We start from the raw sequence: 25,731 nt of genomic DNA on the forward strand, positions 1-25,731 counted from the left end.
TATTTAATACTTCTCTTAGATGTCTTTCTATACACATTATTTTTTGTCCTATATAGGATTCTAAAAAAGTATTTCTTTGTTTTCTTTTTTCTTTTTGAAATAATAAATTCTCCATGTATATCCTCCTTAAGTTTTAAAATATATATAAAAAAGCATCTCTAGAAAATGCTTTTATTAACACAGATACTTGTTGTAAAGAAATCTATTTTATATAAATCATGAATTGTCTAAGTACCTTTAAGATTTTTCAATCATTTCTATTATTTTTTCTTGCATAAGGGGAGATATGTATTCTATTGCTTTTCTCCCCAGTAAAGGTCCTAGTAAAATTAAAAATAAAATTATTATACATCCAATAATTGCTCTCTGACGTTTTGACAAACACTTTTTCTTTTTGTCCTTACTTAAATCAATATTTTTCTTTTTATCTTTCATATAAATCTCACCTTTTTCAATCTAAAATTTTCTTAACTATACACAAAATTAATGTTATAAATGTAAGTACAGTTGCCAAACATAATAAAAACCCTAACATTCCCTCAAAAAACGAACAAGTAGTATGTGCTAAGTTTACTGCCATATTGTTTATGATGTCTCTATCATCCCTAAGAAAAGTTGCTCGTTTATCCATAATTTTATTTATGCAAAGAAGTATTAAACATAGAAACACAGCCAATGCTGAAAAAAAAACGGGTTTAATAAAATCAAAAAAATCTATCCAAAAATATTCTATACGTTCCTTGATCTTTGTACCTATACTACTCAGTATTTGAAACATACTCTTTTGTTCATAAACAACTTTTTCTTTAATAGTTTTATAATCAGACTCATCTTTTTTTATTTCCACCATGATCTCCCCCTACATACTAATATCTTGTATATACAAATTCTTATCTATAAAGTAAAAAGGAAGATAGGTATTCTATCTTCCTTCATTAGTATTTAGCTAAGTTTTTTTATTCAAATAAAAAAGCTCTTAATATAGATACTTTTTCATCATATCATCATGTATAAAATATAGGGGTGAGATGGCTTTAAGCCATCTCAATTTGTTATGAAAAAACCAAAAAATGAACCTGTATATGACATCTATTACTAGATGTCATATATAGTCTCACTTTCATATTCATATATATTTACATATGTGTTTTTATAACTTATATTTTATCTACCATTCTTCATCACTATATTTATTATTAAAACTAATATAACAAAAATTTGCACTCCAACAATGTTAGCAAATGATTTAGGATCTGTTAGTACTGGTAAAATCATAAGAAAGATTAATAGCATAGCAACTTTTATATAATCAATTATACTATGCTTCTTAGATGTATTTTCCTTAACTGTTTTTTTATCATCATTCATGATTTATATTCCTCCAATAATTTATAATTCTATTTTTTAATCAAATAGTAATATAACTATAAATCAGTTATCTGTTTAAATAATTCACAAATTAAAATAAGAATCAATGAAGGAATTAATATACTAATAGCATCATAAAATCGTCTTTGATGTATCAAATCAAATATTATTACAACTGAAACCAGTATTATAACAATAGGACATATAAAAAGAAAACTATTCTTAAACCTGTCATAGTAGCTACCTTTCTTTATACCTTTAATACTTTCTGAAATATATCCCTTTGATTTATATATAATACTATCCATCTTTTCAGATACAAAATTTATAGAATTCTTTTTCTTAAGGTTCATAATTATTCTCCTTTCAATCTAAATACAAATATATTAAAACTAAAAAAACACCCTAAACAGGTGCTTAATTTATTTTAACTTGGAAAGAATATAAAACCAAAATAAAACAAGTGTAATTGATGTTACCTTTGATAAATACTATTTCCATGATTAGATTTTAGTATTGTAAAATATCCATCTATGTTTTTATTACTTTATTTTTAATTTAAATTTTTTATTTGAATATGTAAAATAAAAACAATCACAAGAGAGATTACAATTATTTTTATATCTATTTTTGATATAGTCTCAACTAGTAAATTTCTTGCTTCAAAAAATGATTTTGGTTCTATCAAATACAAAATAATACCAAATATAATTAAAGTAACTCCTACAATACAATCTTTCATATTAGACTCCTTATAAATAAATATTTCGTACTTTAGAAAACTCTTCTGATAATATTTTTTCTATTATCTTAAAATACAATTCATTTATGGTTTCTGCACAATACAATTTAGAAATAATTATTTTTATATTTTTATTATCTATCAAAAAAGTAATCAAATTCTCTTTATCAAGTAAGTCATTTTCATTTAAGATAATACTGTTTCCAAAGCTTTCAGAATCTTTCAATGATAAAACTGTCTCATTATATATATTTATTAATGCCCCATAAGCTCCCTCTTCATCACAAAAAAATTCAATACTATTTTCATAAATTTCTTCAAGTGAGTGTTCACATAACCTTCTATAGTCTAATTCTACAACATTGTGTTTAAAATGATATTCAACTTCTTCCAATATATAATTTGCTTCTTTTTCTATATCTATATTTGAAAATAATTTAACTTTCTGCAAGTAATTTAATTTTAAAAATATATAGTTTGAGCCCACATATTTTATATTATACATATAGATATCGTCAGTTATTTTCAAGCCTTTTTTGTGCAATACAATATTTACTTTCCATTTTATTTGTTCTATAATTTTTATCTTTTTTTTATCTATTCTGACCAGAAATAATCCTAATAAAATTGAAGCTAAAGAACAAAAAATCAGTAAAGCTCCTACTATTGAATATATTATTTTAATTTTTTCTGGAGTAAATGTAAATTTTGTAATAAAAATTAGAGTACAACCCATAATAATACTGAGCAAAGTATATTTTCCATGTTCTGGTTCAATCAAAATAACATCTCCTTTCAAGTGCTTACTTATTAAATAAATATTCTAGTCCACTTATTTTATAATTCGTATTACTCATTTAACCTTAATTAAAAAAATCTTCTCTATTTTGTGTACTAATAAGAGAAAATCTATCTTTAAAGTTAAAAAAAGCTGACATCTTAGTCTTTATAAATAAAAAACTTATGAAATTTGGATCAGCTGTATTTAATATTTCTCCAAGATAAGATGTTATCATATCTCCTATACTTGCTTTACCAAAAGAAAATATTTCATTTAAATTATCAAAAACAATTAAATATTCATCATTTTTTTCTCCAGATAAATAATTTTCATTAATAAAAGTAAGAATATTTATTAATAGGACACCTAATATTTTTTCATCATCAAATGAACTTAATTTATTAAAAGCAATAAACTCATTATTATGTACATGATTTATATTAGAATGTATATTTAGTAAATATCCATAATTATCTATTATTTTATCAAGCTTTGAAATAATTGCATCTATAACATTTATTCTTATATTTAATATGTCTTTAATATTATTTAGCTCTTTAAATACTTCAAATACCTTTTCTTTATTAGGAAATTGCATACAGTTTATCATTCTATGTGTTCCTTCTATATATCTTAAATAACTTATAAAATCAGATAAAATAGGGTATTCATTTTCTTTATATTTTGTACACTCTTTTATATCTATTCCAAAATACTCATAAAATTTAGTCAGTAATATATCTAAACTAGTTAATTCTTCTTCTGTGTATTCACTTACTAAAATACAATACATTCTTCTTATCTTTTTTAAATGAGTACCAAATGAAAATATATCAAAACCTTTTATTGTTGAATAAATCTGTAATGGGTTTATTATTTCTTTATCCTTGCCAATCTGTACTAATCTAATATCTTTTATATCATTAAATTTTGTAGGCTCTGTATTTACTAATATTATTTTTTTACCTAATTTTATTTGTGTATAAATAATATATTTTGCAGACATTTTGTCTGCATTTTCTATTTCACTATTCATTTTATATGCTAAATTCATTAAAATCCCCCCAAAAATTATAATTAATTTTACTCATTTTACTTATATATCTCCTTCATCCAATTCATCAAGAATCAAAGATACTTCACTACTTAAAACAGAAGCATAAATAAGCACTCCTAAAAAAGCTATAGCTATTATTAAAGCAACAAACATAAATTAATCACCTCAGTTTTTTATAATTAACAAAAAAGGTATCCCATAATTGGAATACCTTTTAAACTAAATAATTTATTTTAAGCCAGGAAATCTACCATAACTTACTGGCCCTTCTCTCATATCTGTTATTCTAACAGTTTTACCTGTTTCTGGAGCTTCTATGATTTTACCTCCTCCAATATACATCTGAACATGATGAACATTCCAAGGATTTGTTAACGACTGTCCTTTTTCATGTACAAATACAAAATCTCCAGGTTGTAATTGTTCTCTTGACACAGGTGTTGAAGCTGCACATTGTGCTGCTGATGTCCTTGGTAATCCTTTAACTCCTGCTTGATTGAAAGAATATACCATGAGACCACTACAATCGAATTTATTTGGTCCAGTTGCTCCCCAAAGATAAGGCTTTCCAAGTTGTTTTCTCATAATTGATATAATTTGATTAACCTTTGCAGAACTAGAACCTCCTGATATACTTGTATTTCTAAATTCTATAGCATAGCGATAAACTTTATTTGGGTAGTCGTAAGGAGCTTTATCTAAATTTATAGACATACCTCTTCCTTGTCCAACATTATATAGTACAAATGCTCTTCTCAAAAGGTCTTTAAATTTAGGGTCATTTTCATCACTATCCCACTTTATTTGATTAACATATTCATTAGTATTATAATTTTTTTTATTTGGACAAGATATTCCTGTCATACTTTCTAATCTAAATAAAGCATAGTTAAAATAGAATCTTGCTTCAAATGCACCTGCAATAATTTGAGCTCTTGCATCTTTTAGAAATATTCCCCACATTTGCTCTGAACTAGAAAAAGAATATCCTGCTTGTTTAAATAAATCACCCATACCTTTTCTCATATGTTCAGCCCATATATCACTTCCATCAGTGTCATACTTCTGAAATTGCATTATTCCATATGCTCCTCCGTACTGACAATTAGGATTAAAATTACTTTCTTGTTTTGCAAATCCAGCTAATACCCAATTTGGAAGACCTGTTAATTGAGATGCTTCATCAAAGAATGATGCTAATTCTCCTGGAACACCTACAAGTTGTCCCCATTGACCTCCACCATAGTATGGTGCAAGTGTATTTCCAAATAACCAGTTCCATTTTTTATCTGAACCAGAATTTATAATCATCCCAATAACCATGTCAACATCATTTTTCCCAACATGATTTTCTTTGATTAATATTTCTCTAAAATGGTCATATGGCTCTCCTTCGGCTTCCTGTGAAGCTAAAACTGGTTTTGTTATTTCTATTCTTTCATCAGAATCTATTATTGTTGTTTCTGTTTTTATTTCATATGTATATTTATTAGTATTGTAAATTGAATTTGCATAGTCTAACAAATATATCGTATCAACAGTTTCATCAACCTTTTCTACATATCTTTCATCATTACCTTCACCAACTTTTTCTTTATAAAAACGTCTTGTTATTATTTGAGCTTCTGAATATTTTAAATCAGGTTTTAATGTTTTATCTACTATTTCATCAACTTTTTTCTTTAATTGTTCAACACTACTTTTTGAAGATACCTGACTATTACTTACTAAAAATCGTAAATATTTCTCTACATGTTCAGCCCTTAATAAATGTTGGCTGTCTAAAAAATAATAGTCTTTAGATGTGTATTGTGCTACTTTTTCATCTATATAAGTTTGAACTTCTTTAGTTTCTTCAGAGGATAAATTAGGAGTTATTTTATCACCTGTAAATAATTCAAATGTTGCAGATAATAATATTAGTATTAATACAACAAAAGCACCATAAGGAACCATTATTTTAAACATTAGCTTTTTAAATTTATTTTTAGCAATACCTTTTACTAACTCTAATCCCTTTTCAAACAAAGCTTTCATCCTCCCCTTAAATAAAAGTTAACTATGTTAACTCTATAAACTGTCCTTAAGTAAAGAATCTATGCTATTGTCTTTTGTACTACTTGCTAAAAATTTAGATGCACTATCTATATCACCTTTTGAAACACTTTCATAAAAATGTTCTTTATCGGGTTCAGTTACATTGCTATTAAACATAGCTGTATCAAAAATTTGTTCAGCTTTTCCAGTTGCTTGTGTTATATCTAAATTATTACCTGGCTTCTCCATTATATTTCCAGCTATTGAATTGATTGTATCAATTCTAGCTGACTCTACTTGTCCCATATTTCTTTTATCATTTATTGCAGAGAATATAACTCCATCATCTTTATTTCCATAACTATCTTTCTTAGATAAATTATTGAAGAACATACCTTGAACAGCCATCTCAGCGTTACTAGGGTTTTTAAACGCAATGTCTGGTTCTTTGTCTGGAATAGTTTCTATATTCTTCTTTAATTCATTTCCATCTTTTGAGCTATCTAGTTTATTCATTCCAAAGTTATACTCATCATCACCATTATCACTATTTTTTTCTAATGGATCGTTATCTATTGGTAATTCATTTTCTATATTATCTAAAGGTTTTACATTATTATCATCAGAAGAATTTATATTATCATCTAAGCCTATATTATCACCATAGTTTGATTTCATATCTGCATCATATCTATTTTGTTCTTCCGCAGGATCATTTCCTCTATTAAATTTATTTCCTATTCCACCATCTATTGCTCTATCAGCCATTCTGGCCATCTTACTAAAATTACCCTCTTTATCTCCATGACCCATAAGACCTTCTAAAGCCTCTAATGTTCCTGCTGTTCCTGCTGTAGAAGCCTTGAATGCTGTTACCATACCTGATATTGCTCCTAGAGTCCCTTTTGTAAATTTTCTAGCTTCTCCATATTCATCTATTCCAGATAATTTAGCAAAATATCCCTGCACAGAGTTTCTTAAAACATCAGATAATTTTATAGTTAGAGTAAGACCTATTAAAATAAATAGTAATGATGAAGTTGCTGAGAAAAACAATGAAAATACTACAAATACTATAGAGTAACATAATCCTGTTATTGAATTACTTAATATCTCTCCAAACCAAATTTCAAATGCATTTATGTTCTTGTTAATTCCCCATAAAGCAGAAGCAACAGGTGTGAAAACAAACATAATACCTAAAACCCATGTTCTAACCATAAAAACAATATTTACTCTCAATGTTAAATAAGCAAAATAGACTTTTATTATCGCTGTAGTTAAAACATTTCCAGTTTTAAGTTCATCTAATATGGAATTAGACATCGTTACATGGCTAAAAGACTCATTTAAAATTGATGTTAAGAAATTGGAAAAAACTATTATCCCATTAACTAAAATTGGACCTCCTGCTATTATCAGGCAAACAAAAACCCATCTTTGTAAACTTTCCTTTGTATCTATATCTTGTCTTTCATCAACTGAACCTTTTATAATTCTTACAGCTGTAAAGAATACCATTAAGATAAGCAAAACATAAGCTACTTTTTGAACTATTCCGTATCCAAAAACTAGATGTGACCATTGTTCTTTTGTAAATATACTTAAGTCTTTTGCAAATATTAATTCTTCTAATGTTTTTGTCCCAAGTAATTTTTCTTGCACAAATCCATCACCAGAAAAAATAAATTTGGTTATAGAATCTAATAAGAAAGCTATTCCATTTGCAAGGAAACTATCTTCATCTTCTAAATCTTTAACAAAATTAAGCTCTGATGATTTGAATTCAGAGCCTCCTGTTGTACCCATATTTACAATTATATCTTGTAAGAAACCTGCTAAACTTAGCATTAGACCTAGCATTAAAGCTCCTAATACCAATTTTGTTGTTCCTTGCATTAAGATGGTCCTTTTATCATAGTCATTTTTATATATTATTAGCTTGTATATGAGTATCGCTAAACTAATTGTAATAAGTATTACTCCTGCATATTGCAGTATATCAACTAAAGCTTGAATTTGTTCACTCATTTTAGTAATCCTCCATTTTCATATTTTAAGTCTCTGCAAACTCTTTTTCAAAGTTGAATAAATCAATCTGAGCTAAGATGTTTCCAACTTCTGTAACAAGTATACATTGTCCCTTTGAAAATGAAGGTATTCTTTTCCGAGCTTGTTCTGGAAGTCCAAAAAACTTGGTTATTTCCTTTGCTAATGATGCATCTTGCTTGAATATTATTTTTGTAGAGCAAAGATTTATTATTGCCTTACCAGCTTCTTTAGTTAAGAACTCTCCAATTGCCTGTGTACTTATAATTAGGCTTATCCAGTATTTTCTTCCTCTTCTTGAAAAATCTTCAAGTAAAGCCAAACTAGCTTCATGTTGAGCGAATTTCCAACCTTCATCTATCCATACATTCTTTTGTATTCCTTTATATTTCCAGTCTGAAAATAAGCCCCATAACCAGCTTAAAATGGTAGTCATAGCAAAAAACTTACTAAATTCATCAAGCTGTTTCAGACAAAAAACAATAAGTTTCTTTCGTTTGAATCTAGATATTTCTTCACTTGTTTCACAGTCAAACATAGCCATTACACCATCACCAGTTATTAGTTGCATAATATCAGATACTTCATCAAGGTTTTTATTTTTTTCCATAGTAGCTTTTAAATCACTAAGTATTGGTAACTTTTTCTTTTTATTATTTTCTATTAATGAATCTGGCTCTATACCTATTCCTCTATCAGAGTAAACTTTTTTAATAGCATCTTGTACTCCTGTTATTTCTGTACCAACTAATCCTTTTCCATTTCTATATTGTTTTATAAAGTTGTTTATAAGATTAGTTATCTCAACCATTTTTTCATAAATTGGAACAGTTCTTCTTCCATTTTCATCTTCTTCAACAGATAATTCCAAAGGATTTATACCAATTTTTCTTCCTGCTTTTATATGAAGATAATTGCCACCAAATTTTTTATTTATCTTCTCATATTCATTCTCCATATCAAAGACTGCGTTCCACTCACCAAGTAACGCTCCTCTACCCATAAAAACTTTCATGAATGTAGATTTACCTGAGCCTGGCTTACCACAAATATATAGATTCGGATTTGAGTATAACTCACTTTCTTTTATGTGCTTTTTCTGACATAAGAAGTTATCTAAAATTAAAGTAGAATTTGTTTGTTCATTTCTTCCAATATATTTTCCTTCTGTATGATTTAAATGCGTACATCCGCTAGGCACTAGACAAGCTGTTCCTCCAGTGGTCATATTCCTTTTATCTTGCATATAGTTAAAAGAATTAAATGGAAGAGTTGTCAAAAATGCATCTCTTTGATCATAAAATAAGACCTTTACAATTATTCCAATTTTTTCACATGTCTCTATTATCATACTTGTCTTATTTTCTAAATCAGCTAGATCATTTGACCACAACTTCATTAGATTTTGAGTATGATATAATTTATCTGAATTGGTTTCTATTAACATTCTTAAATTATCTATGTTTTTAGCAGCTTCTCTCTTATCATAATCAACTGTTCCAGTACTTTTATACTCCATGTTTATATTTGACATTATCTTTGAATATTGATTTTTCAAGGATTTACTAAGAGTAGTTTCATCAAGCTTTTTAACTATTGATAATAACTCCATATTTTCTACACAACACAAATTATTCAATGTACTTATATTCATATTCTTAGGAAAAGCTTGAATAGACAACATTCTTATATAATTGTTTCTATCAAGCTTTATGTAGTCTTCCTTTTCTTCAAAAATATTAGGTTTTATAATATCATATATAGTCAATCTGCCTATCTCTAAAAATTGCTCATCTTTTTTATTCTGTTTCTTTTTTTTGTCTCTTTTCCTATTTTTTACGAGCTTTTTTTCTTCTTCTGGTGTTAAGTTTTCAGTTGACTCAACTTTTATTAAATCTTCTTCAGATAAGATATTAATATCACCATTATTATAATCTTCATATCCTTTTCTTAAAATCCCTAACCCTTCTACATACTCTGAAAATATACCTTTTTCTATCAAATCTTCTACAATAAAATCTTTACCTTTATTAAATTGATTGTGGAAAAATTCTATAATATCAATTCCTTTAACTGTAGATACTCTGAAATTGGTATCATTCAAAGCTCTTACCACATAATTTACTTTTCCTTGTAATTCTTTTAAAGCTCTTTCTTGAATTGGATGATTTGGAGTTACGATATAGATATAATTATATTTTGTATCACTATAAATTCCATTTTCTAAAGCAGAAAATTCATTGTACAATTCTTCTTTGTATTTTTTAAGGAAATCACTTGGTTCATTATTATCCATTTTTTTATCTATAAATTCTTTGTAATGTTTAAAATCCTGCTTTTTATTACTACGAGCATATTTAATAGGAAAATTCAGACCAAAACTATATGATATTAATACATTTTCAAATTGTTTTATATCATCTTCAGACAATAATGCTACATCAGTCGTTGAAATTTTTAATATCACAGAATAACCATACTTACTTTTTATTATTGTATTATTCAAAACTTCCTGAATTCCTATAATTTCATCCATGAGTTTTATCTTTTTATCTTGTTTCATTTTCTTAACAGTCTTTTGGTCTATCAAATCATACGTTGTTGTCTTTTGTTTAAAATCCATAGAAACCTCCTATTCATTAGATTATTCATAATGTTTTATTACTTTTTTTCTAAATAAAAACTTAACTCTAAGTAGTACATATGAATCTAGATATAATCCATTTATTCTTACAAAACTGAATGTACCAGATATCGCCAACATAAAAACTTCAAAGAAAAATATCATTAAAATATTTAGAAAATTTACTGTTGTTGCTCCATTCTCCAAGTAATTAACGAATAGTTGTGGTCTTTGTATTATTATCATAAAAAAAACAACTGGAACAGCGAACCAGATAGCTTGACGCAAAGATAACTTTCCACCAATTATTTTATCTTCAAAGCTTAAATCGAAAGGTATTTGAAAATTAGTCATATAAACCTCCTTTATAAAAAATAAAAGGTTTAAAGCATAAGCCTTAAACCTTTTTACTAAGTTATTTAAGTTATTTCATGAATGAACCAGTTAAGAAACCTACAGCTGATGCTGCAAATCCAATTACAGCTATTCCACCAGCTATATTCATTATCTTAGACATAGATTCTTGTCTTTGTTCTTGACGCTTAGACACCATTAATGAAATTCCTGCTATACATAAACTTACAAGTGCAGTAACAGCACCACCTACTTGAGCTATTTTTTGAATTGTAGGAATAATTTGATCTCCTATTGATTCTGCTGAAGATGATGGAATCCCAGATAGGCCTGGAACTAAGAATAAATTTATAATCCTATTGCTACCAACTAAATATAATCCAGTTAACATTGTAATAATTCCACTCAACTTAACAAATTTATGTTTAAATAATATATCTTTATTTTCAGTTATTTTTGTTGAATCTAGTAAAACATCTTGTTTTAAAAATAATTCTTTTATTCTATTTATTATCATTTTTATTACTTCCTTTCTAACCCTTTAAAATTAGTGTTGCCAAGTACCCAATCATTGGAAAATATACACCTGTTAAAATAACACCTATTACTGTAAACTTAATATTTTGTAATACTTCCGCTCTTTCGTCTGCTCTGTTCAAAGTCATTAATTTAATTCCTGCATAACATAAACCAGTTACAGCTAAGACTAAAGCAATAACAACAACTGGATTTTTAGCAACTGATAAAAATAAATTTGTAAATTTTAAAGCATCAGTTCTTACTTCTAACAATTAAATCACCACCTATATATTTTCAATCAAGTCATCTACAGAACATTTATAAATTGATATAACTTTTTCTTTAGTAAACATGATTTCATTTGGCTTAGTATCAAGAAAAACAACCTCATTTGGCTTTGCATTAACTAATTGTGCCACAGTATAACCCAAGAATTTTATATTTTTAGCAATAATGAAAATAGTTTTTATTTTAACATCACCATTTTCATCTTTAACTAGTTTTTTAGCTTCTTTGACCATTAACATTTTGTAGATATACCTCTCTTTTCAGTTATAATCCACCTTTACCAATATGAGAGAACCATCCTATTATTTGGAATCTCATGGAAAATAAAATTATCGCTAAAAATATACATCCCATGCTTGCTGCTGCTTTAACAGCAAACTTTGATTTAAGCACTGTTGCACACAGAATAAATATAACAAGAACTATAAGAAAAGCAATTACAGCTATATTATAAAAACTACCTGATACAAGTGCATCAACTTCTCCTACAGCACTATTTATTTTATTAGTCATTTCCTCTGTTGACACATCAGGAATATTACTAAGTCCAGTTGTTAGAAAAAGAATACTATTGTGCATTAAACCACCTCCTTTTGCTTCAGCTTTTCTTGTAGCTTAGTTAATGCTTTCTTTCTTATATAACTTATTTTATTTAGATTTATTTTTAAATTTTTTTCTATTTCTTTATAATTCTTTTTTTCTATATAAAGATAAAATATTACTCTCATTTCAAGCTCATCTAGTTCTGACATAGCTGATTTCAGCTCTAAATGGTTTATTCTCATTTCAATTTCATTGTTTTTTATTAAATTTGAACAAATTGATTCATTTGTTAAATTAAATGATTTTTTTAAACAGTTATCTTTTTCTAAAACTCCATTTGAATTTTCTCTAACAATTTTTCGGTATTTTTTTTTAGGAATATAGCAATCTACAGTTAAAATCCTAAATTGCTCAAATATCTCGCTTTCAATATACTTTCTAGCATATGTTAAAATATTTGCTTCTTTTTTAATGTCATATCTATTTATAGCAGTTATAAATCCTATTAATGCAGAATTAAATATATCTTCTACATAAGAATCTTTAACTGTATATTTAGATATCATTTTGTAAATATATTTTTGATTATTACTTATTAATTCTTCAAGACAGCTTTTATCTCCAGCTCTATATCTCATAATAAGTTCTCTATTTTTTTCTATCATAAACTATATCTGTGTTTAATTTTTTGTTTGTGGAGATAAACTTAGTTTTATATTTTTTGCTGTCTATATTTTTATAACATGATTTTTTTATCATACATTTCACCTCCAGTCTTATAAAAAAATAGACACCTATTAAGGTGTCTACTTTTTATCTCTGTTATTTAGTTAATATTATACTAGGTAATTAATCTGCAAAATTTTTTTCATAAGTTTTATATTCCATCATGTCTCTAGTCAGTTTTATCCGAATTGGTAGATCCTTTGTAGCCATTTCTTTTGTTTCTTTATTAAGAACTAAAAATATATCTTTATTTTTATTTGCCTTTACTTCATAATGGTTTATATTCATCATCACTATAGAACTATTTGTAGTCCTTTGTTTTACCGACATATTAATAGCATTAATTTTTTGATCTCTTTCTAATTTAGCCATTATAGCTATTTCTTCGCTTCTTTTTTCATTATAACATTTAGCCGATTTCTTATAAATTTTATTCCTTTCTTTTTTTCTGTTTTGACTTTCTTCTCTTCTCCTTTGTATTTCAGAATTATATTTTTCTTCATTTTTACATAGTACTTTTTTTATTGTATCAAAATCTAGATTTAGCATACCTTGTATATCTGATATGCTCATCTTGTATTCAAAAAAGAACATATTAACTTTATCATATAATTCACTTTTTATTTTAGGTTCATAGTCTTTAATATAATTACTTATAGTTTTCTCACTTACATTAAACTTTCTTGCCATCTCGCTAATTCTTACTTTTCCATATTCAGACTTTTTAATGTAGTAATTAATTATTTCTGACTTTTTAACCTTAAGATCTTTAATATAATTATTTATAGTTTTTTCACTCATATTGAATTTACTCGCCATTTCACTAATTTTTACCCTTCTATGATGTGACTCTTCTATATAATAATCAATTATTTCTTCTTTACTCACTTTATATTTTCTAATATAATTATTTATAGTTTTTTCACTTATATTAAACTTATTTGCCATTTCACTAATTTTTACTTTTCCCTTTTTAGATTCTGACAAATAATATGCAATCACTTCTGTTTTTTCCGTTTTTTCTACTTTTCTCAAAAATATACTCCCCTATTTTTTGACATAGCTTTTCCCTTATGTATAAAATATCATATATTAAAACTAAAAAAAACAATCAAAATTTTATAAAAGTAAAAAATATATATTTTACTAGCAATAAATAGAGTAAACTAGCTTTTTTTTTAGGAAATTTCCAAATAAATTTTATAAATTTCATCAATCTGTTCAAAAATTTCTGTTAATAATGACTTTAATCTATGTCTACTTATATCCATTTCATAGCAAATATATTTTGCTGGAGGTTCTTCTTTTATTTCTTCCATGTATGTAAGTAACTCCTTTAATCTTGGGGATAATGATAATTTTAGTTTTATGTATCTTTCTTGAATATTAAATACAGATACTATTTTTTTTTGCTCTTCTATTATACTATCTTCTGGATTTAATAACTCAGCACTTTCAATGCCTATTAATTTGCTGATATTTTTATAATGTGCTATACGATCAATCCTTGTTTTAACAAAATATGATATATCATTTTGAAATGAACAAATAGTAAATGTCTCTCTTATCATTTCAGCTATCCCATCATTTTTATCTTTACAATCTTCATCATCTTCATATTTCCTTTGATTTGACTTCAAATTTATATTGTCTAATTTTTTCTTTTCCATCTCATTTGAATCCCTTCTAGAGTTGCCTTTTTCTGTAGTGCTTTTTTGAATGTCAGCTGTTTTCATCATGATACTCTCTCCCCCTAAATTCAATTAATTCATTTGATAATAACCTCAATTATATACATAAATATCTTCTTTTCAAGTAGCCATTTCACAATTTTGGGTGACTTGATTTTATCGTAATTAAAGATAAAAATTTATTCAAACCGTACTTTTATAACTAAATTTTGATTGATATTTTAATTGTAATTGAAATTATTATATTTCAAACTATTATTGATTTTGTATTATATATTTTGTTTGTTTTTTAAGGAAAAAGTTTAAATTTTTTTTGATGTGAGCTATATTTTTATCATAAAGTAGCCTTTTATTGTGAAATGGCTACTTTTTAATTTCCAAAAAATGCAATTTTTAATGCATCTTATGAGCATATTCTATAACATTAGTCGAAATTTTTCAAACAATATTTTCATAAAATGAAAAAAAGACTATATTAACTATAGTCTTTTCTTTGTTTTATGAAAATATTTTTATCTTCTATATATATTTAATACATCTTCTGAAATATCTTCTATTATTTTATTTTCAAGCTCAGGTTCTTTTTTTAATTCTTCTGTACTCGAAAATTCAGAGTCTTTTTTATCATCTTCACTTGATACATCTTCTGGAATATCTTCTATTATTTCATTCTTTTTCTTAGACTCAGGTTCTTTTTCTGAATCTTCTATACTCTCACTAGAAGATTCAATCCCTTTTTTATCATCTTCATTTGATACTTTATTTTGATTATTAGTTTTAGAAGGACTACCATCAACTATCATCTTAGCCATATCACTAACTGAATTTCTCACAATATTTTCAAGTGTTTCCTTTATACTTGCATTATTTATCATTGCTTCTGCTTTTAATAAAGAATGTATATGAGAGTCTATATAAACTAGTTTTGTTTTTTTCACTTCTGAATTATTTTTTGACATTTTTATCTCCTAAAAAATTATTTGTTTAAAGAAGCTAATCTATCTTTCTTTAAAATTTGCCATAGTGCTGAGTTTACAAGATTATATAATCCCTTAGACTCTAAAGTAACTGCATACTTCTCATCAATATACAATAATTTTATACCAGCTCTTTCACACAATCTTTTTAATCTTTTTTCTAATCCATTTTTCATTAATATGCTTCCACCACCATAGACAACAATTATATCAATTTCATTATTTACTCTTTCTAGTTCTGTTTTTGCTTTATTATAAATTGCATCTGTTTGTGGCTCTAAGTGAAATTCAAGAATTTCTAAAGCATCTTCATAATATCTGTGCTTTTTATCTCTAATTATTTCACTAAACTTTTGTCTAGAACAATTAGTCATGCCTTTTAACTCTATAAATTCATCTAAAGAATTGTCAATCGCTATTCCTAGCCCATTATTAGAACCTCTTATATAATTAGGTTCATATGCAATACCTTTAGTAATTGGATATTCTGTAGTTCCTTCACCTATTGAAATATGTAACACTCTATGAGTTTTGAAATATTCTTTATTTAATTTTTCTTTATTTACATCATTATATGATTTAAATATACTATCATCCATTTCACTAAGAGCAAATGATGCTGTCACACCTTCTGGTATAGTATGTACAAAATCAAAATTCAATTTAACTTCAATAGATTTTTTAGGTGTAACTACCTTGACAATACTTTTATCTTCCATAAATCTGTTTTCAAATAACTCTGCTACTTTATTATTATACTGACCTATTGGCAAAGAACATCCCATTTCTATATTAACATTAATTTCATCATCCAAAATTCCTTCTTTATAGGCCTTTTTCACTGCAAATCCTGCAATGTGAGCTAAAGTACTTATAAATACAACATCATTATTTGCTTTATCATTATCTAATCCAATCTCAATACTTTTTATTCTTTCTCCACTTTTAAGAGCATAATTTCCAACAAAAAAAATACCTGGACTTACTTCATCAGAAAGCACTTCAACAATTAAATTATCACTTATATTTTCTATCATATATTTTTCATCAATGGACTCTAAATTTGGTTTTTTTCTTACCTTTGATATCACACTAGGTTGACATATTTGTTCAATATCATTCCCACTTGAATCTGATATTACTATATCATGTTCACTGTTACCAGTATCATTTCCAACTTTTAAATTTATAGTGTTTACCATTGTTTTTGCTTTAGTATCTAGAACATCAACTTTATCCATCTTTAAATCTCCTTTTATATAAATATTCTTTACATAATTATTATATTATAGAAAATCTATGAATTCAATGTAAATTATGTAAATTATGTAATTATATAATTTACATAATATTATATAATTACATATAATTCTCTGATTTCTTTCATCTTTCATGTAATTTTCTCTTTAAAATGCATAGTTATAAGTCAAATTCCATTATGTAAACTATACATTAATATAAAATATATATTTTAATTAATTTTATGCTTTTTATGTAAATTATTTAAGTTATATACTATATGTTTTTTATATAAATTATATATTTTATACTTTTTATGCATTATCTTTTTGTAAATATAAAAACAGAGTATAGATTGAATATTAACATTCAATCTATACTCTGTTTTTATACTCATGGTACAGTAAATCATCTATACCCTTTAGCTTTTTATTTTTTTTATACTCTTCATTCCAAGACTTATGTACATATGATATATTGTTTTCATTAAGTTTTTCACATAATTTAATCAAACTTTTCTTAACATTAACATTATCATATAAATCCATGTCAAAACAAATTATAACTAAAGGGTTATTTAATTTTTTTATTATATTTATAACTTCACTATGCCCAGTTGAAACACCTGGTATAGCTATAAATGATTCATTACTAAAAAAACTTGCTATATCACCTTTTAATGGACCTTCTGTAATACTTATTGTATTATTATTTTTACTACCTTTTATATAATGAACTGCTGCAATAGCTTTAGTACCATTATTATATTTATAAGATGAAAAAAATATATATCTTGATTTAAAATTTTTATTAGATAATAGTTCTTCATCATTCAACCTTATTTGCAAAGATATAATTTTTCCTTCAAAATTCTTAATTGGAATTAAAATACCTTTTATTGATATAAAGCTCCAATTATTATACTTATCAGTATAGAAACCTGGAATTCCTTTTAATTCAAAACCTAACTCAATTAGTGTTTTGCAAATACCTATTCTCTTTGTATATTCCATATTCAATGTTCTATATAGATTTCTTTTTATTGTTTGCTCATCTAATCCTCTATCTTTTAAATTAGTAAGATGTTTACTATCTAATGATAGTAAGTTCAAAAACTCTCTATATACTATATCCAAATAATTGATATTTTTAATTTCACAAGGAGCATTCTTCTTTTTAACTTTTTCTATTATCTTTTTACTTATATCTAATTTTTCTCTAGATATGTCACTGATTAGCTCTATATAAGCTTCTTTGTTTGTCATATGATTAAGTTTCGCATATAAAGAAATTGAACTTCCTTTTTCACCACATCTATGACATTTATAAAAGTTTTTAAATTTGTTATTATCTATAGTTAAATACATATGGCCACTTGTATCATCACAAAATGGACATTTAGACAATACTCTAGAATTATCAATTGTTTTAATTAATTCAATATCACATTTTAATGCGACATTAATAATATTTAACTTTTCTTCATTATCAAAATAATCCATATTAAATTGTCCTCCAATCTGAAGAAGGGATATTATAAATATCCCTTTTAATATTTTATTTAGCAACAGGAAGTATAATAGCTTTATTACTATCATCCTCTATTAATATCGGAAATGTACTGCTATCATTGTATTTTACAGTAATATATTCAGAATTCATATTTTCAAGAGCATCTGAAAGATAATTTAATGATAGATTAACTTCTAAGTATTCATCAACTCCTACTATCTCAATCTCATCAGTTATATAAACTGATGTTTCATTTGAATCTACTTCTATACCTAAACTACTCTTTCCAATAGATAATTTAATTGAATTTTTATCACCTATTTTACATCTTTTTATTGATTTAGTAAAAGCTTCTCGCTTTATTTTAAATTGAAAACTAAATTTCATACTTGCTAACATATTTTCAATATCAATATATTGTTCTGCTAAAGTATCAATACCTATGACAATACCATTTTCAAATGCAAATATAATTTTATTATCACATACACCTAGTACTGCACAATCATCATCTTTACTTATTACATCACCTAAAACTTTTTTATCTAATAGAAATGAGCCTTTTTCTATTTTCTCATTACATTCATAATTAATTTCATCAATAGCTACTCTATAAGAATCTGTAGCTATTATTCTTATTTTACCTATAGCTGGATTTACTTCAAAATAAACACATTCTAGTGCTGGCCTAGTATCTTTAGATGCCGCTGCATATCTAACATTTTTTACTTTATTTAAGTCTTTTACAGTTAAACAATAATTAATTTGCGGTTCATCAATGTCTATGATACTTTGATTTGTCTCAGCTAGACTCACTTTAAATTCTCCAGATTTTATATTAATTTTATTCTTCTTACTTTTTTCAATAGTTACATCTTTAGGGCATTTTTGCAAAATATCTAGAGCTTGTTTATCAAAAATATAAAATTCTCCCTCTATCGGATTTTCAATTTCTTTAATCTCTGCTTCAAAATATATATTTTTTTTCCCTACACTCTTTACTATTGCTTTATAATCTTCAATTTGCAATTGTACATAATCTCCAAATTTCCCTGCTTGTACAAGTATTTGTTTTATATCTTCTTTTTTTATTATCATTTTTGCTCTCCTTCAGTTTTATTTAATACATTTGAGCATTTATAACATAATGTCTTCCCATATTTTATATTTGTTATCTTTTTTGTTTTTTCATCAACATGTACATTACATTCTGAGCAGAAATCACTATTTTTAGTATTATTTACATTATTTTTTATGTAACCACTAGACTCTTTATCAGGTGAATTATTCCATCTACCAATAGTTCCATAATCAGAGTTATTTTCAATTAATCTTTTACTAAATGTCTTTCTGTTTTCAAGAAAAACAGGGAACATACTGCTTTCCCATAAGGGAATATATTTATTTACAGTTTCAATCATTTCATTAATTTCTTCAGTTTGTAAAACAAAGTAATTTTGTTTCAATTCAGAATAAGTTTCTTTAATTATGCCTTTATAACTATTTTTAGGATCTTTTAACTTTCCTTTTCCAATAGCTATACTAATTGTCCAATAATATTTACCTTCTTTCTGATTATCTTTTTTACAAGATACACTAAAATTTCTTATCTCTTTATATCCATCTTCAAAACTTGTATATTTATTTATCTTAGTTTTTTTGTATTTAGGCTTGGTGTTTGTATTTACACAATTCTTCTCAAAACTTTCTGGACCATTTTTTAATAAATCACTAAATTCTTTCCATTCATTAACATTAAAACAAAATTTTAATTTTGTATTATTGTTATTTTTTGAATCATTTATTATCATTGTTATTCTAGATACTTTTGAATGTAATACAGCTTTTAAAATACCTATCTCATTATAAAAATCATTTACACTTAAATCATCTTCTACTGCGAATACTTTGGTTTCACGACCAGATTTAAATATTTGTTTTATATTACCTGACATAACAAATGTCCCCCTTTTTTTAACTGACTAAAGCAGTTTATTTTTTATTTACTAAAAATTAGCTTAAATTTTTCTTATCTTTAATATGGGTCAAAACTTTTATTTTTTTGAAAAATTCCAAAAAATAAAAACATCACTAGAAATTAATTAATTTTAGCGATGCTTTTACTTAAATAATACTAAAGTAATACTTTAGTATTATTCTTAATAAATATCATTAATTTATTTTTAAAGACTTATAGCTACATGATTCTCATTAATACTATAGCTCTTAATATCTTCACTTTCCAAAAATTCTTTTAAAATAATATTTATTATTTTCTTGTCTTCATCAGTTATATAAAAAATAGGACTATTTTGTATATAAGGTAATATTACTTTATTTATGTTGTTTTTATTTATATTGTTCAAAATTGAAAAAAGCTCTATTCTTATATTGCTAAACTTCATAATACCTCACTCCTCTAGTTAATTATTTCTTTTATTAAAATACTTGGTTCTCTATTTTTTATCTTTTTCCCATATTCTTCAGAGTTTTTAGGAATATACAATATTACTTTTTCTTTAGCCCTAGTTAATGCTACATAAAAAAGTCTTCTTGCTGATTCCAAATTTTCATTTTTTCTAGGAAAATTTTCTTCATATAAATTTGGAATTATCACTACATCAAATTCTAATCCCTTTGAAGAATGAATAGTTAATAAGTTTACATTATTATTACTGTTTTCTTTTAAACACTCTTGTCCTCCTTTTGTATTTTCATAACAAAGATATTCAATAAATCCAATATTTTTTTGTTTAATAACAATACTATTTGATATCCATTTTTTTATTTTATTTTTTAAAACAATATCTTCTATTTTGAATAACTTCTTAGCTAATTCATATGCTCTTATTGCTGTAGATGTTTTTATACAATTATTCAGTTTTTCAAAGTTTAAGATTTCTTCCGATTTATTATCAAATTTAATACTTTCAAATATACTTATACTTTCCTTCAATGCTCTTATTTTTTGTTCCTCTGAAGGTTTCAATATACTTTCAGCTAACAAATCATTTTGTGGATTTGATGCTAAGGTTAAGATATTAAGAAGCCTACTATTACTATTTTCCTTAATCGAGCTATTAAATTCTATACCATAATTAATAAATACCTTGGATAATTTTTTTATTTCCATATTAGTTCTACATAATATTGCTATGTTTTTATCATCAATACCATAAACATGCTTACAAATTTGCGAAATTATCTTTATATTTTGTATTTCTTGATTATCAGTAGTAACAATCTCAATATCTTCGCCATCTTTGAACCCTACCATTTCTTTTTTTATTTGATTTAAATTAAGTGATATTATTTTATTTGCTGAATTTATTATTTGATTTGTATTTCTATAATTTTTTACTAATCTTATAACCTCTGCTCCATATTTTTTTTCAAAATTTAATATATATTCTACCTTTGAATTATTCCATTCATAAATTGCTTGTGAATCATCTCCAACAACATATAAATTATTTGGTGATATTTTGTCTATGATTTCTATTTGTATATCATTTGAATCTTGATATTCATCTATAAGAATATACTTCATTTCATCTCTAACTTCTGATGCAATATTTTCATCATTTAGAAGCTCAGAGCATAATGGAAGTATTAAGTCTATATCAAGTAATCTATATCTTTTAAGGGTAAATAAATATTCTTTTAATGCTAATGATATACTTCTATTTTTATTTTGAATATCATAATTTTTTATTGCATCAATCAAAATATCACTTTTATTTAAGTTAAATCTCTTAGTTATATTTTGGATTAAATTATTTTTTTCAATATCTGAAATCATAGTATATCCTTCAAAGTTACCATATTTTTTTAAGATATAAATTGAAAACATATGAAATGTATTTACAAATACCTTTTCTCCATTTTCTGATTCATTCATAATTCTTTTTTTCATTTCATTAGAAGCATATCTTGTAAATGTTATACAAAATATATTTCTATAGCTAATCCTTTTTTCCATTAAATAAGAAACCCTTTTGCTTATAGTCTTTGTTTTACCTGCTCCTGCCCCTGCTATTACAAGTACATGAGTACTATTTGTATTTATAGCTTTAAGTTGTTCCTCATTAACACCTAATAAGTTCATATAAAACCTCCATTTAATTTTGCTGATATACAGCTATTTTTATTTTCAATAAATATGGGGCAAATAAATATTTTATTTGAAAAAATAATTAAATATTTTCAAATAAAATGAGAAATTGCCCCATATTAAGTATTATTAAATCTTTTAAATAAATTGGAGGAATAGAAATGAGTTTAAGAAAAATAAAAGATAAGAAATTGATATTAATTATATTCTTATCATCATTTGTTGTATTTATATTACTAGTTTTTTATTTTATGATTTTCAATAATCCTAAAAAAGCTGAATATAACATATCTGAAAATATTAAAAATACTACAAAGAAAAATGAAAATTATAATCAATCAGATAAAAAACTAGATGAACCTAAAACTGAAAATGAATTAGATGAAATTTTTTATACTAGATTTCCAAGAATTGAAATACCTAAAATAGTTGATGATAAAGTACAAAATCATATATACATATATAGTTTATCTTTATCTTCTAATTTCTATATAACATATAAAAATTTTAGTGATATACAAAACACAAAGGAATCAATTAATGATTATAAAAACCTACTTGATACTTGTATTGCATCCTGTAAATCTAATTTAGACGCTTTAAATGAGATAAAAAAACTTATTACAGGTGATAACAAAGAGATAGTTAAGCAATTAATAAAAGATTATGAGAGTTATACAAGTTACTTACAATCTCAAAGAAATTATATTGATAACAATATAAAAAAAGGAGAGAATTCAAACCTAGATTTTCTTGGAAAATTTTACGAATTTGAAGATTTCAAGGATATAGTATCAAAGGTCCAAAGAAATCTGCATTTACCAAACAATGATAATGCAAAAGCATTTCAAGAATATGAAGAATATAATCTCTCAAAAAATATATAAGGTATTACAAAAGTATTATTTTTGTAATATTTTATTAAAACATAGATATATACTACTTTATAATAATACAGTGAAAAATAGTTATTGAACAGAAAAAATCTGATAAATTAGAAATTGATAAACAAACAAATATATAATATATTACAAAAGTATTATTTTCATAATATATTATTAAAACGTAGAAGCATACTAACTTTTATAATAATATAGTGGTTAATAGCCCTTGAACAGAAAAGAATTTGATAAGTTAAGAATTTATGACCAAGTAAATTATTTCAATTAAAAAATGTCTTTAGAATTATAATATCTTAAAAAATTAATTTACATTAAAATAAATCCCTCTTATGAAAGTAAAAGGGATTTATTTTAATGCATTTATATACTCTGGTAAAGATCCTATTATGCTATTTAACAAACATCTTTGTTTTTCTGTATTTTCATAAAAAGATACATCAAAATAGTCCTTACCCATAACATAATCTTTTATAATAAATTGATTCATTTTTATTTCATTAAATGCTAGTTCCAAGTACATCATATTGGTTTTAAGAGTTTTTTTACTATCAATATGAACTTCATATTTTAGATTATCAATAAAGAATCTATATGTTTTATTTTGTAAATCTTCTCCACATCTAATTAAATAATTTCTTCTGCCTTCAAGGAAATATGCTAAATTTATAGATTGCTCTAATTTTAATTTCTTTAATTCATTTTCATACATCAAGTCAGTTGAAACTCTATCAAATTCTGGAGGAACTGCCCTTATTACCTTAACAATCTCTCTATTACTTTCAGTTGTTATAATATCTACTGATGTAAAGAAATTAAAGGTTCCTTTTCTTTTAATTTTACCACCTTTTTCAACACTCTTATCAACTGTATAATATGGAAGTTTCAGTAGACGCTCTCTAATATCATCATAGTTCTTCTTAGCCCTTGCTAACCCTAAATGCTTTAATAAATCAACCAAATAGAATGTTGCTGTATCTAAATTAAAAATTCGTTCAATATAAATAATAATTGCTAAGTCTTTTTTATCTAGTGATATTTTAGGCATAGCTTTTTTCTCAGTTTCACTATTAGATAATTCTGTTCTAAAATTTTCTATATCTGATCCATTTTTCTCTTTAAAATCAAATGAGAACTTGTACAATAAATTTAATTGAACACCTTTATGATCTTTAGCATTATATTCATTTGATACATATGAATTATCATCAGTTTTAACTATTTCAAGATCTTTAATTTTTCTTGGCCTAATAGTTGGTAAAAATATACCTGGTGCTATATATGCAGGTGTAGTAAGAACAATTTTATTAATGTCATATTCGTATTGTGCTTTAAGTATCTCCGTTATGCATAAAAGTAAATCATGTGAAAAAGCAGATTTTATTTTAGAATCTGACATTTCAAATAAATATGGAAAATCTGATATGTTATAAAAACTATCAAATGCCCAATTTCTTAATGTTGTTTCTCTCATTTCTATTAATTGTTCTGGAGAATCTAAATCAATACTTTTTATTTTCCCTTGATTTTTAAGATATTCATCCCTAATAGACAAATATTCTCTTTTCAATAATTTAGGTTCACCTTTATTACTATTCATAGAATCCAACGCCATTTTTACCCAATTATTTTTTATTCTCCAACTAGATGTTATCTCTTGAGACCTTAATTTTTTTGTTTTTCTAGGAGTTGTTAAATAATTTAATTTAGATAAAATAGTTGATGATAAAAAATCTTCAAAAATAGGTCTCACATTTTCTATAGTATCATGTTCTTTTATCATATATACTTCAAAAAACCTTTGTGTGATAAATTTAAATTTTTCTTGTTCATAAATAGCATGTATTATTAAATTCAAAAAATTTTGTTGTTCTTTTTCACTAAATTCAAGTTTTTCATCTAACTTTTCATACAACATTTTATCACCCCCTTCAGATATTATAATACATTAATTTATTGTTTAATAAAATATATATTTAATACATTATGTACATTATTTAAAAATTATATAGTAATATTAAACATTTTACATTGTATAAAAATCATATTATTAATTTTACTTTTGATAATTAGTTAAGAAAACAGTATAACATATTAATTTCTCTTTCATATATTTTATATTTAAAAAGACAATGAAATCTGCGAACCTTTCTTATATGCTTAACATTGGTATATATATAGTTGCTACTTTTTTTATATTCAAAAAGACAAT

The 25,731-nt window shown here is 25.0% G+C and carries 27 protein-coding genes; 1 reads left to right on the forward strand and 26 read right to left on the reverse strand.

What is annotated here, in order from left to right:
• Positions 1 to 237: 237 nt before the first annotated feature.
• From KGF39_RS15270 to KGF39_RS15390, 25 genes are all read right to left on the reverse strand, one after another.
• A complete protein-coding gene (locus tag KGF39_RS15270; protein ID WP_227822959.1) occupies positions 238 to 435 on the reverse strand; it encodes a hypothetical protein in 198 nt (65 codons plus the stop codon).
• Between the two features lie 16 nt (positions 436 to 451).
• The gene (locus KGF39_RS15275; RefSeq protein WP_227822960.1) at positions 452 to 850 is read right to left on the reverse strand and encodes a hypothetical protein; all 399 of its coding nucleotides are present in this window, start codon (positions 848 to 850) and stop codon (positions 452 to 454) included.
• A 314-nt stretch (positions 851 to 1,164) separates the two neighbouring features.
• Positions 1,165 to 1,368: a hypothetical protein gene (locus KGF39_RS15280; protein WP_227822961.1), complete on the reverse strand. Its 204-nt coding sequence runs from the start codon at positions 1,366 to 1,368 to the stop codon at positions 1,165 to 1,167.
• Between the two features lie 56 nt (positions 1,369 to 1,424).
• On the reverse strand, positions 1,425 to 1,721 hold the full coding sequence (locus KGF39_RS15285; RefSeq protein WP_227822962.1) for a hypothetical protein: 297 nt from the start codon (positions 1,719 to 1,721) through the stop codon (positions 1,425 to 1,427).
• 200 nt (positions 1,722 to 1,921) lie between these two features.
• Positions 1,922 to 2,110 carry a hypothetical protein gene (locus KGF39_RS15290; protein WP_074178612.1) on the reverse strand — a complete coding sequence of 63 codons (189 nt, stop codon included), beginning with the start codon at positions 2,108 to 2,110 and terminating at the stop codon, positions 1,922 to 1,924.
• A gap of 10 nt (positions 2,111 to 2,120) precedes the next feature.
• Complete coding sequence (locus KGF39_RS15295; protein ID WP_227822963.1) at positions 2,121 to 2,891, reverse strand: hypothetical protein; 771 nt, start codon at positions 2,889 to 2,891, stop codon at positions 2,121 to 2,123.
• Positions 2,892 to 2,973: 82 nt separating this feature from the next.
• Positions 2,974 to 3,945, reverse strand: coding sequence for a hypothetical protein (locus KGF39_RS15300; RefSeq protein ID WP_227822964.1), 972 nt, complete (start codon positions 3,943 to 3,945; stop codon positions 2,974 to 2,976).
• A 231-nt stretch (positions 3,946 to 4,176) separates the two neighbouring features.
• The gene (locus KGF39_RS15305) at positions 4,177 to 5,976 is read right to left on the reverse strand and encodes an NlpC/P60 family protein (protein WP_227822965.1); all 1,800 of its coding nucleotides are present in this window, start codon (positions 5,974 to 5,976) and stop codon (positions 4,177 to 4,179) included.
• Between the two features lie 42 nt (positions 5,977 to 6,018).
• Positions 6,019 to 8,016: a hypothetical protein gene (locus tag KGF39_RS15310; RefSeq protein ID WP_227822966.1), complete on the reverse strand. Its 1,998-nt coding sequence runs from the start codon at positions 8,014 to 8,016 to the stop codon at positions 6,019 to 6,021.
• 25 nt (positions 8,017 to 8,041) lie between these two features.
• Positions 8,042 to 10,657, reverse strand: a complete 2,616-nt coding sequence (locus KGF39_RS15315) for an ATP-binding protein (RefSeq protein WP_227822967.1) — start codon at positions 10,655 to 10,657, stop codon at positions 8,042 to 8,044.
• Between the two features lie 21 nt (positions 10,658 to 10,678).
• Entirely contained in the window at positions 10,679 to 11,011 is a 333-nt protein-coding gene (locus KGF39_RS15320; RefSeq protein WP_227822968.1) for a PrgI family mobile element protein, read from the reverse strand.
• Between the two features lie 70 nt (positions 11,012 to 11,081).
• The gene (locus KGF39_RS15325) at positions 11,082 to 11,528 is read right to left on the reverse strand and encodes a hypothetical protein (protein WP_227822969.1); all 447 of its coding nucleotides are present in this window, start codon (positions 11,526 to 11,528) and stop codon (positions 11,082 to 11,084) included.
• A gap of 16 nt (positions 11,529 to 11,544) precedes the next feature.
• A complete protein-coding gene (locus KGF39_RS15330; protein WP_074178604.1) occupies positions 11,545 to 11,802 on the reverse strand; it encodes a hypothetical protein in 258 nt (85 codons plus the stop codon).
• 12 nt (positions 11,803 to 11,814) lie between these two features.
• Positions 11,815 to 12,057 carry a hypothetical protein gene (locus KGF39_RS15335; protein ID WP_074178603.1) on the reverse strand — a complete coding sequence of 81 codons (243 nt, stop codon included), beginning with the start codon at positions 12,055 to 12,057 and terminating at the stop codon, positions 11,815 to 11,817.
• A gap of 25 nt (positions 12,058 to 12,082) precedes the next feature.
• On the reverse strand, positions 12,083 to 12,397 hold the full coding sequence (locus KGF39_RS15340; protein ID WP_074178602.1) for a hypothetical protein: 315 nt from the start codon (positions 12,395 to 12,397) through the stop codon (positions 12,083 to 12,085).
• The gene (locus KGF39_RS15345; RefSeq protein ID WP_227822970.1) at positions 12,397 to 13,026 is read right to left on the reverse strand and encodes a sigma-70 family RNA polymerase sigma factor; all 630 of its coding nucleotides are present in this window, start codon (positions 13,024 to 13,026) and stop codon (positions 12,397 to 12,399) included. The genes KGF39_RS15340 and KGF39_RS15345 overlap by 1 nt, the downstream gene beginning before the upstream one ends.
• A 184-nt stretch (positions 13,027 to 13,210) precedes the next feature.
• Positions 13,211 to 14,122, reverse strand: a complete 912-nt coding sequence (locus tag KGF39_RS15350) for an NUMOD1 domain-containing DNA-binding protein (protein ID WP_227822971.1) — start codon at positions 14,120 to 14,122, stop codon at positions 13,211 to 13,213.
• Positions 14,123 to 14,265: 143 nt separating this feature from the next.
• Complete coding sequence (locus KGF39_RS15355) at positions 14,266 to 14,826, reverse strand: hypothetical protein (protein WP_227822972.1); 561 nt, start codon at positions 14,824 to 14,826, stop codon at positions 14,266 to 14,268.
• 464 nt (positions 14,827 to 15,290) lie between these two features.
• On the reverse strand, positions 15,291 to 15,737 hold the full coding sequence (locus KGF39_RS15360) for a hypothetical protein (protein WP_227822973.1): 447 nt from the start codon (positions 15,735 to 15,737) through the stop codon (positions 15,291 to 15,293).
• A 17-nt stretch (positions 15,738 to 15,754) separates the two neighbouring features.
• Positions 15,755 to 16,996 (reverse strand): ParM/StbA family protein, encoded by a 1,242-nt coding sequence (locus tag KGF39_RS15365; RefSeq protein ID WP_227822974.1) that lies wholly within the window; start codon positions 16,994 to 16,996, stop codon positions 15,755 to 15,757.
• A gap of 372 nt (positions 16,997 to 17,368) precedes the next feature.
• On the reverse strand, positions 17,369 to 18,496 hold the full coding sequence (locus KGF39_RS15370) for a DUF3854 domain-containing protein (RefSeq protein WP_227822975.1): 1,128 nt from the start codon (positions 18,494 to 18,496) through the stop codon (positions 17,369 to 17,371).
• A 55-nt stretch (positions 18,497 to 18,551) separates the two neighbouring features.
• Complete coding sequence (locus KGF39_RS15375; RefSeq protein WP_227822976.1) at positions 18,552 to 19,604, reverse strand: hypothetical protein; 1,053 nt, start codon at positions 19,602 to 19,604, stop codon at positions 18,552 to 18,554.
• Positions 19,601 to 20,461 carry a hypothetical protein gene (locus tag KGF39_RS15380; RefSeq protein ID WP_227822977.1) on the reverse strand — a complete coding sequence of 287 codons (861 nt, stop codon included), beginning with the start codon at positions 20,459 to 20,461 and terminating at the stop codon, positions 19,601 to 19,603. The genes KGF39_RS15375 and KGF39_RS15380 overlap by 4 nt, the downstream gene beginning before the upstream one ends.
• Positions 20,462 to 20,689: 228 nt before the next feature.
• The gene (locus KGF39_RS15385) at positions 20,690 to 20,911 is read right to left on the reverse strand and encodes a hypothetical protein (protein WP_227822978.1); all 222 of its coding nucleotides are present in this window, start codon (positions 20,909 to 20,911) and stop codon (positions 20,690 to 20,692) included.
• A gap of 14 nt (positions 20,912 to 20,925) precedes the next feature.
• Positions 20,926 to 22,614, reverse strand: a complete 1,689-nt coding sequence (locus KGF39_RS15390) for an ATP-dependent helicase (RefSeq protein WP_227822979.1) — start codon at positions 22,612 to 22,614, stop codon at positions 20,926 to 20,928.
• A gap of 167 nt (positions 22,615 to 22,781) precedes the next feature.
• On the opposite strand from KGF39_RS15390, the gene KGF39_RS15395 reads away from it, so the two are divergent.
• Complete coding sequence (locus KGF39_RS15395) at positions 22,782 to 23,507, forward strand: hypothetical protein (RefSeq protein WP_227822980.1); 726 nt, start codon at positions 22,782 to 22,784, stop codon at positions 23,505 to 23,507.
• A 361-nt stretch (positions 23,508 to 23,868) separates the two neighbouring features.
• Here KGF39_RS15395 and KGF39_RS15400 read toward each other — a convergent pair whose 3' ends face one another.
• Positions 23,869 to 25,437: a hypothetical protein gene (locus KGF39_RS15400; RefSeq protein WP_074178591.1), complete on the reverse strand. Its 1,569-nt coding sequence runs from the start codon at positions 25,435 to 25,437 to the stop codon at positions 23,869 to 23,871.
• Positions 25,438 to 25,731 lie beyond the last annotated feature (294 nt).

It is taken from the genome of Clostridioides sp. ZZV14-6345 (assembly GCF_020657775.1).
GTDB lineage: Bacteria > Bacillota > Clostridia > Peptostreptococcales > Peptostreptococcaceae > Clostridioides > Clostridioides difficile_D.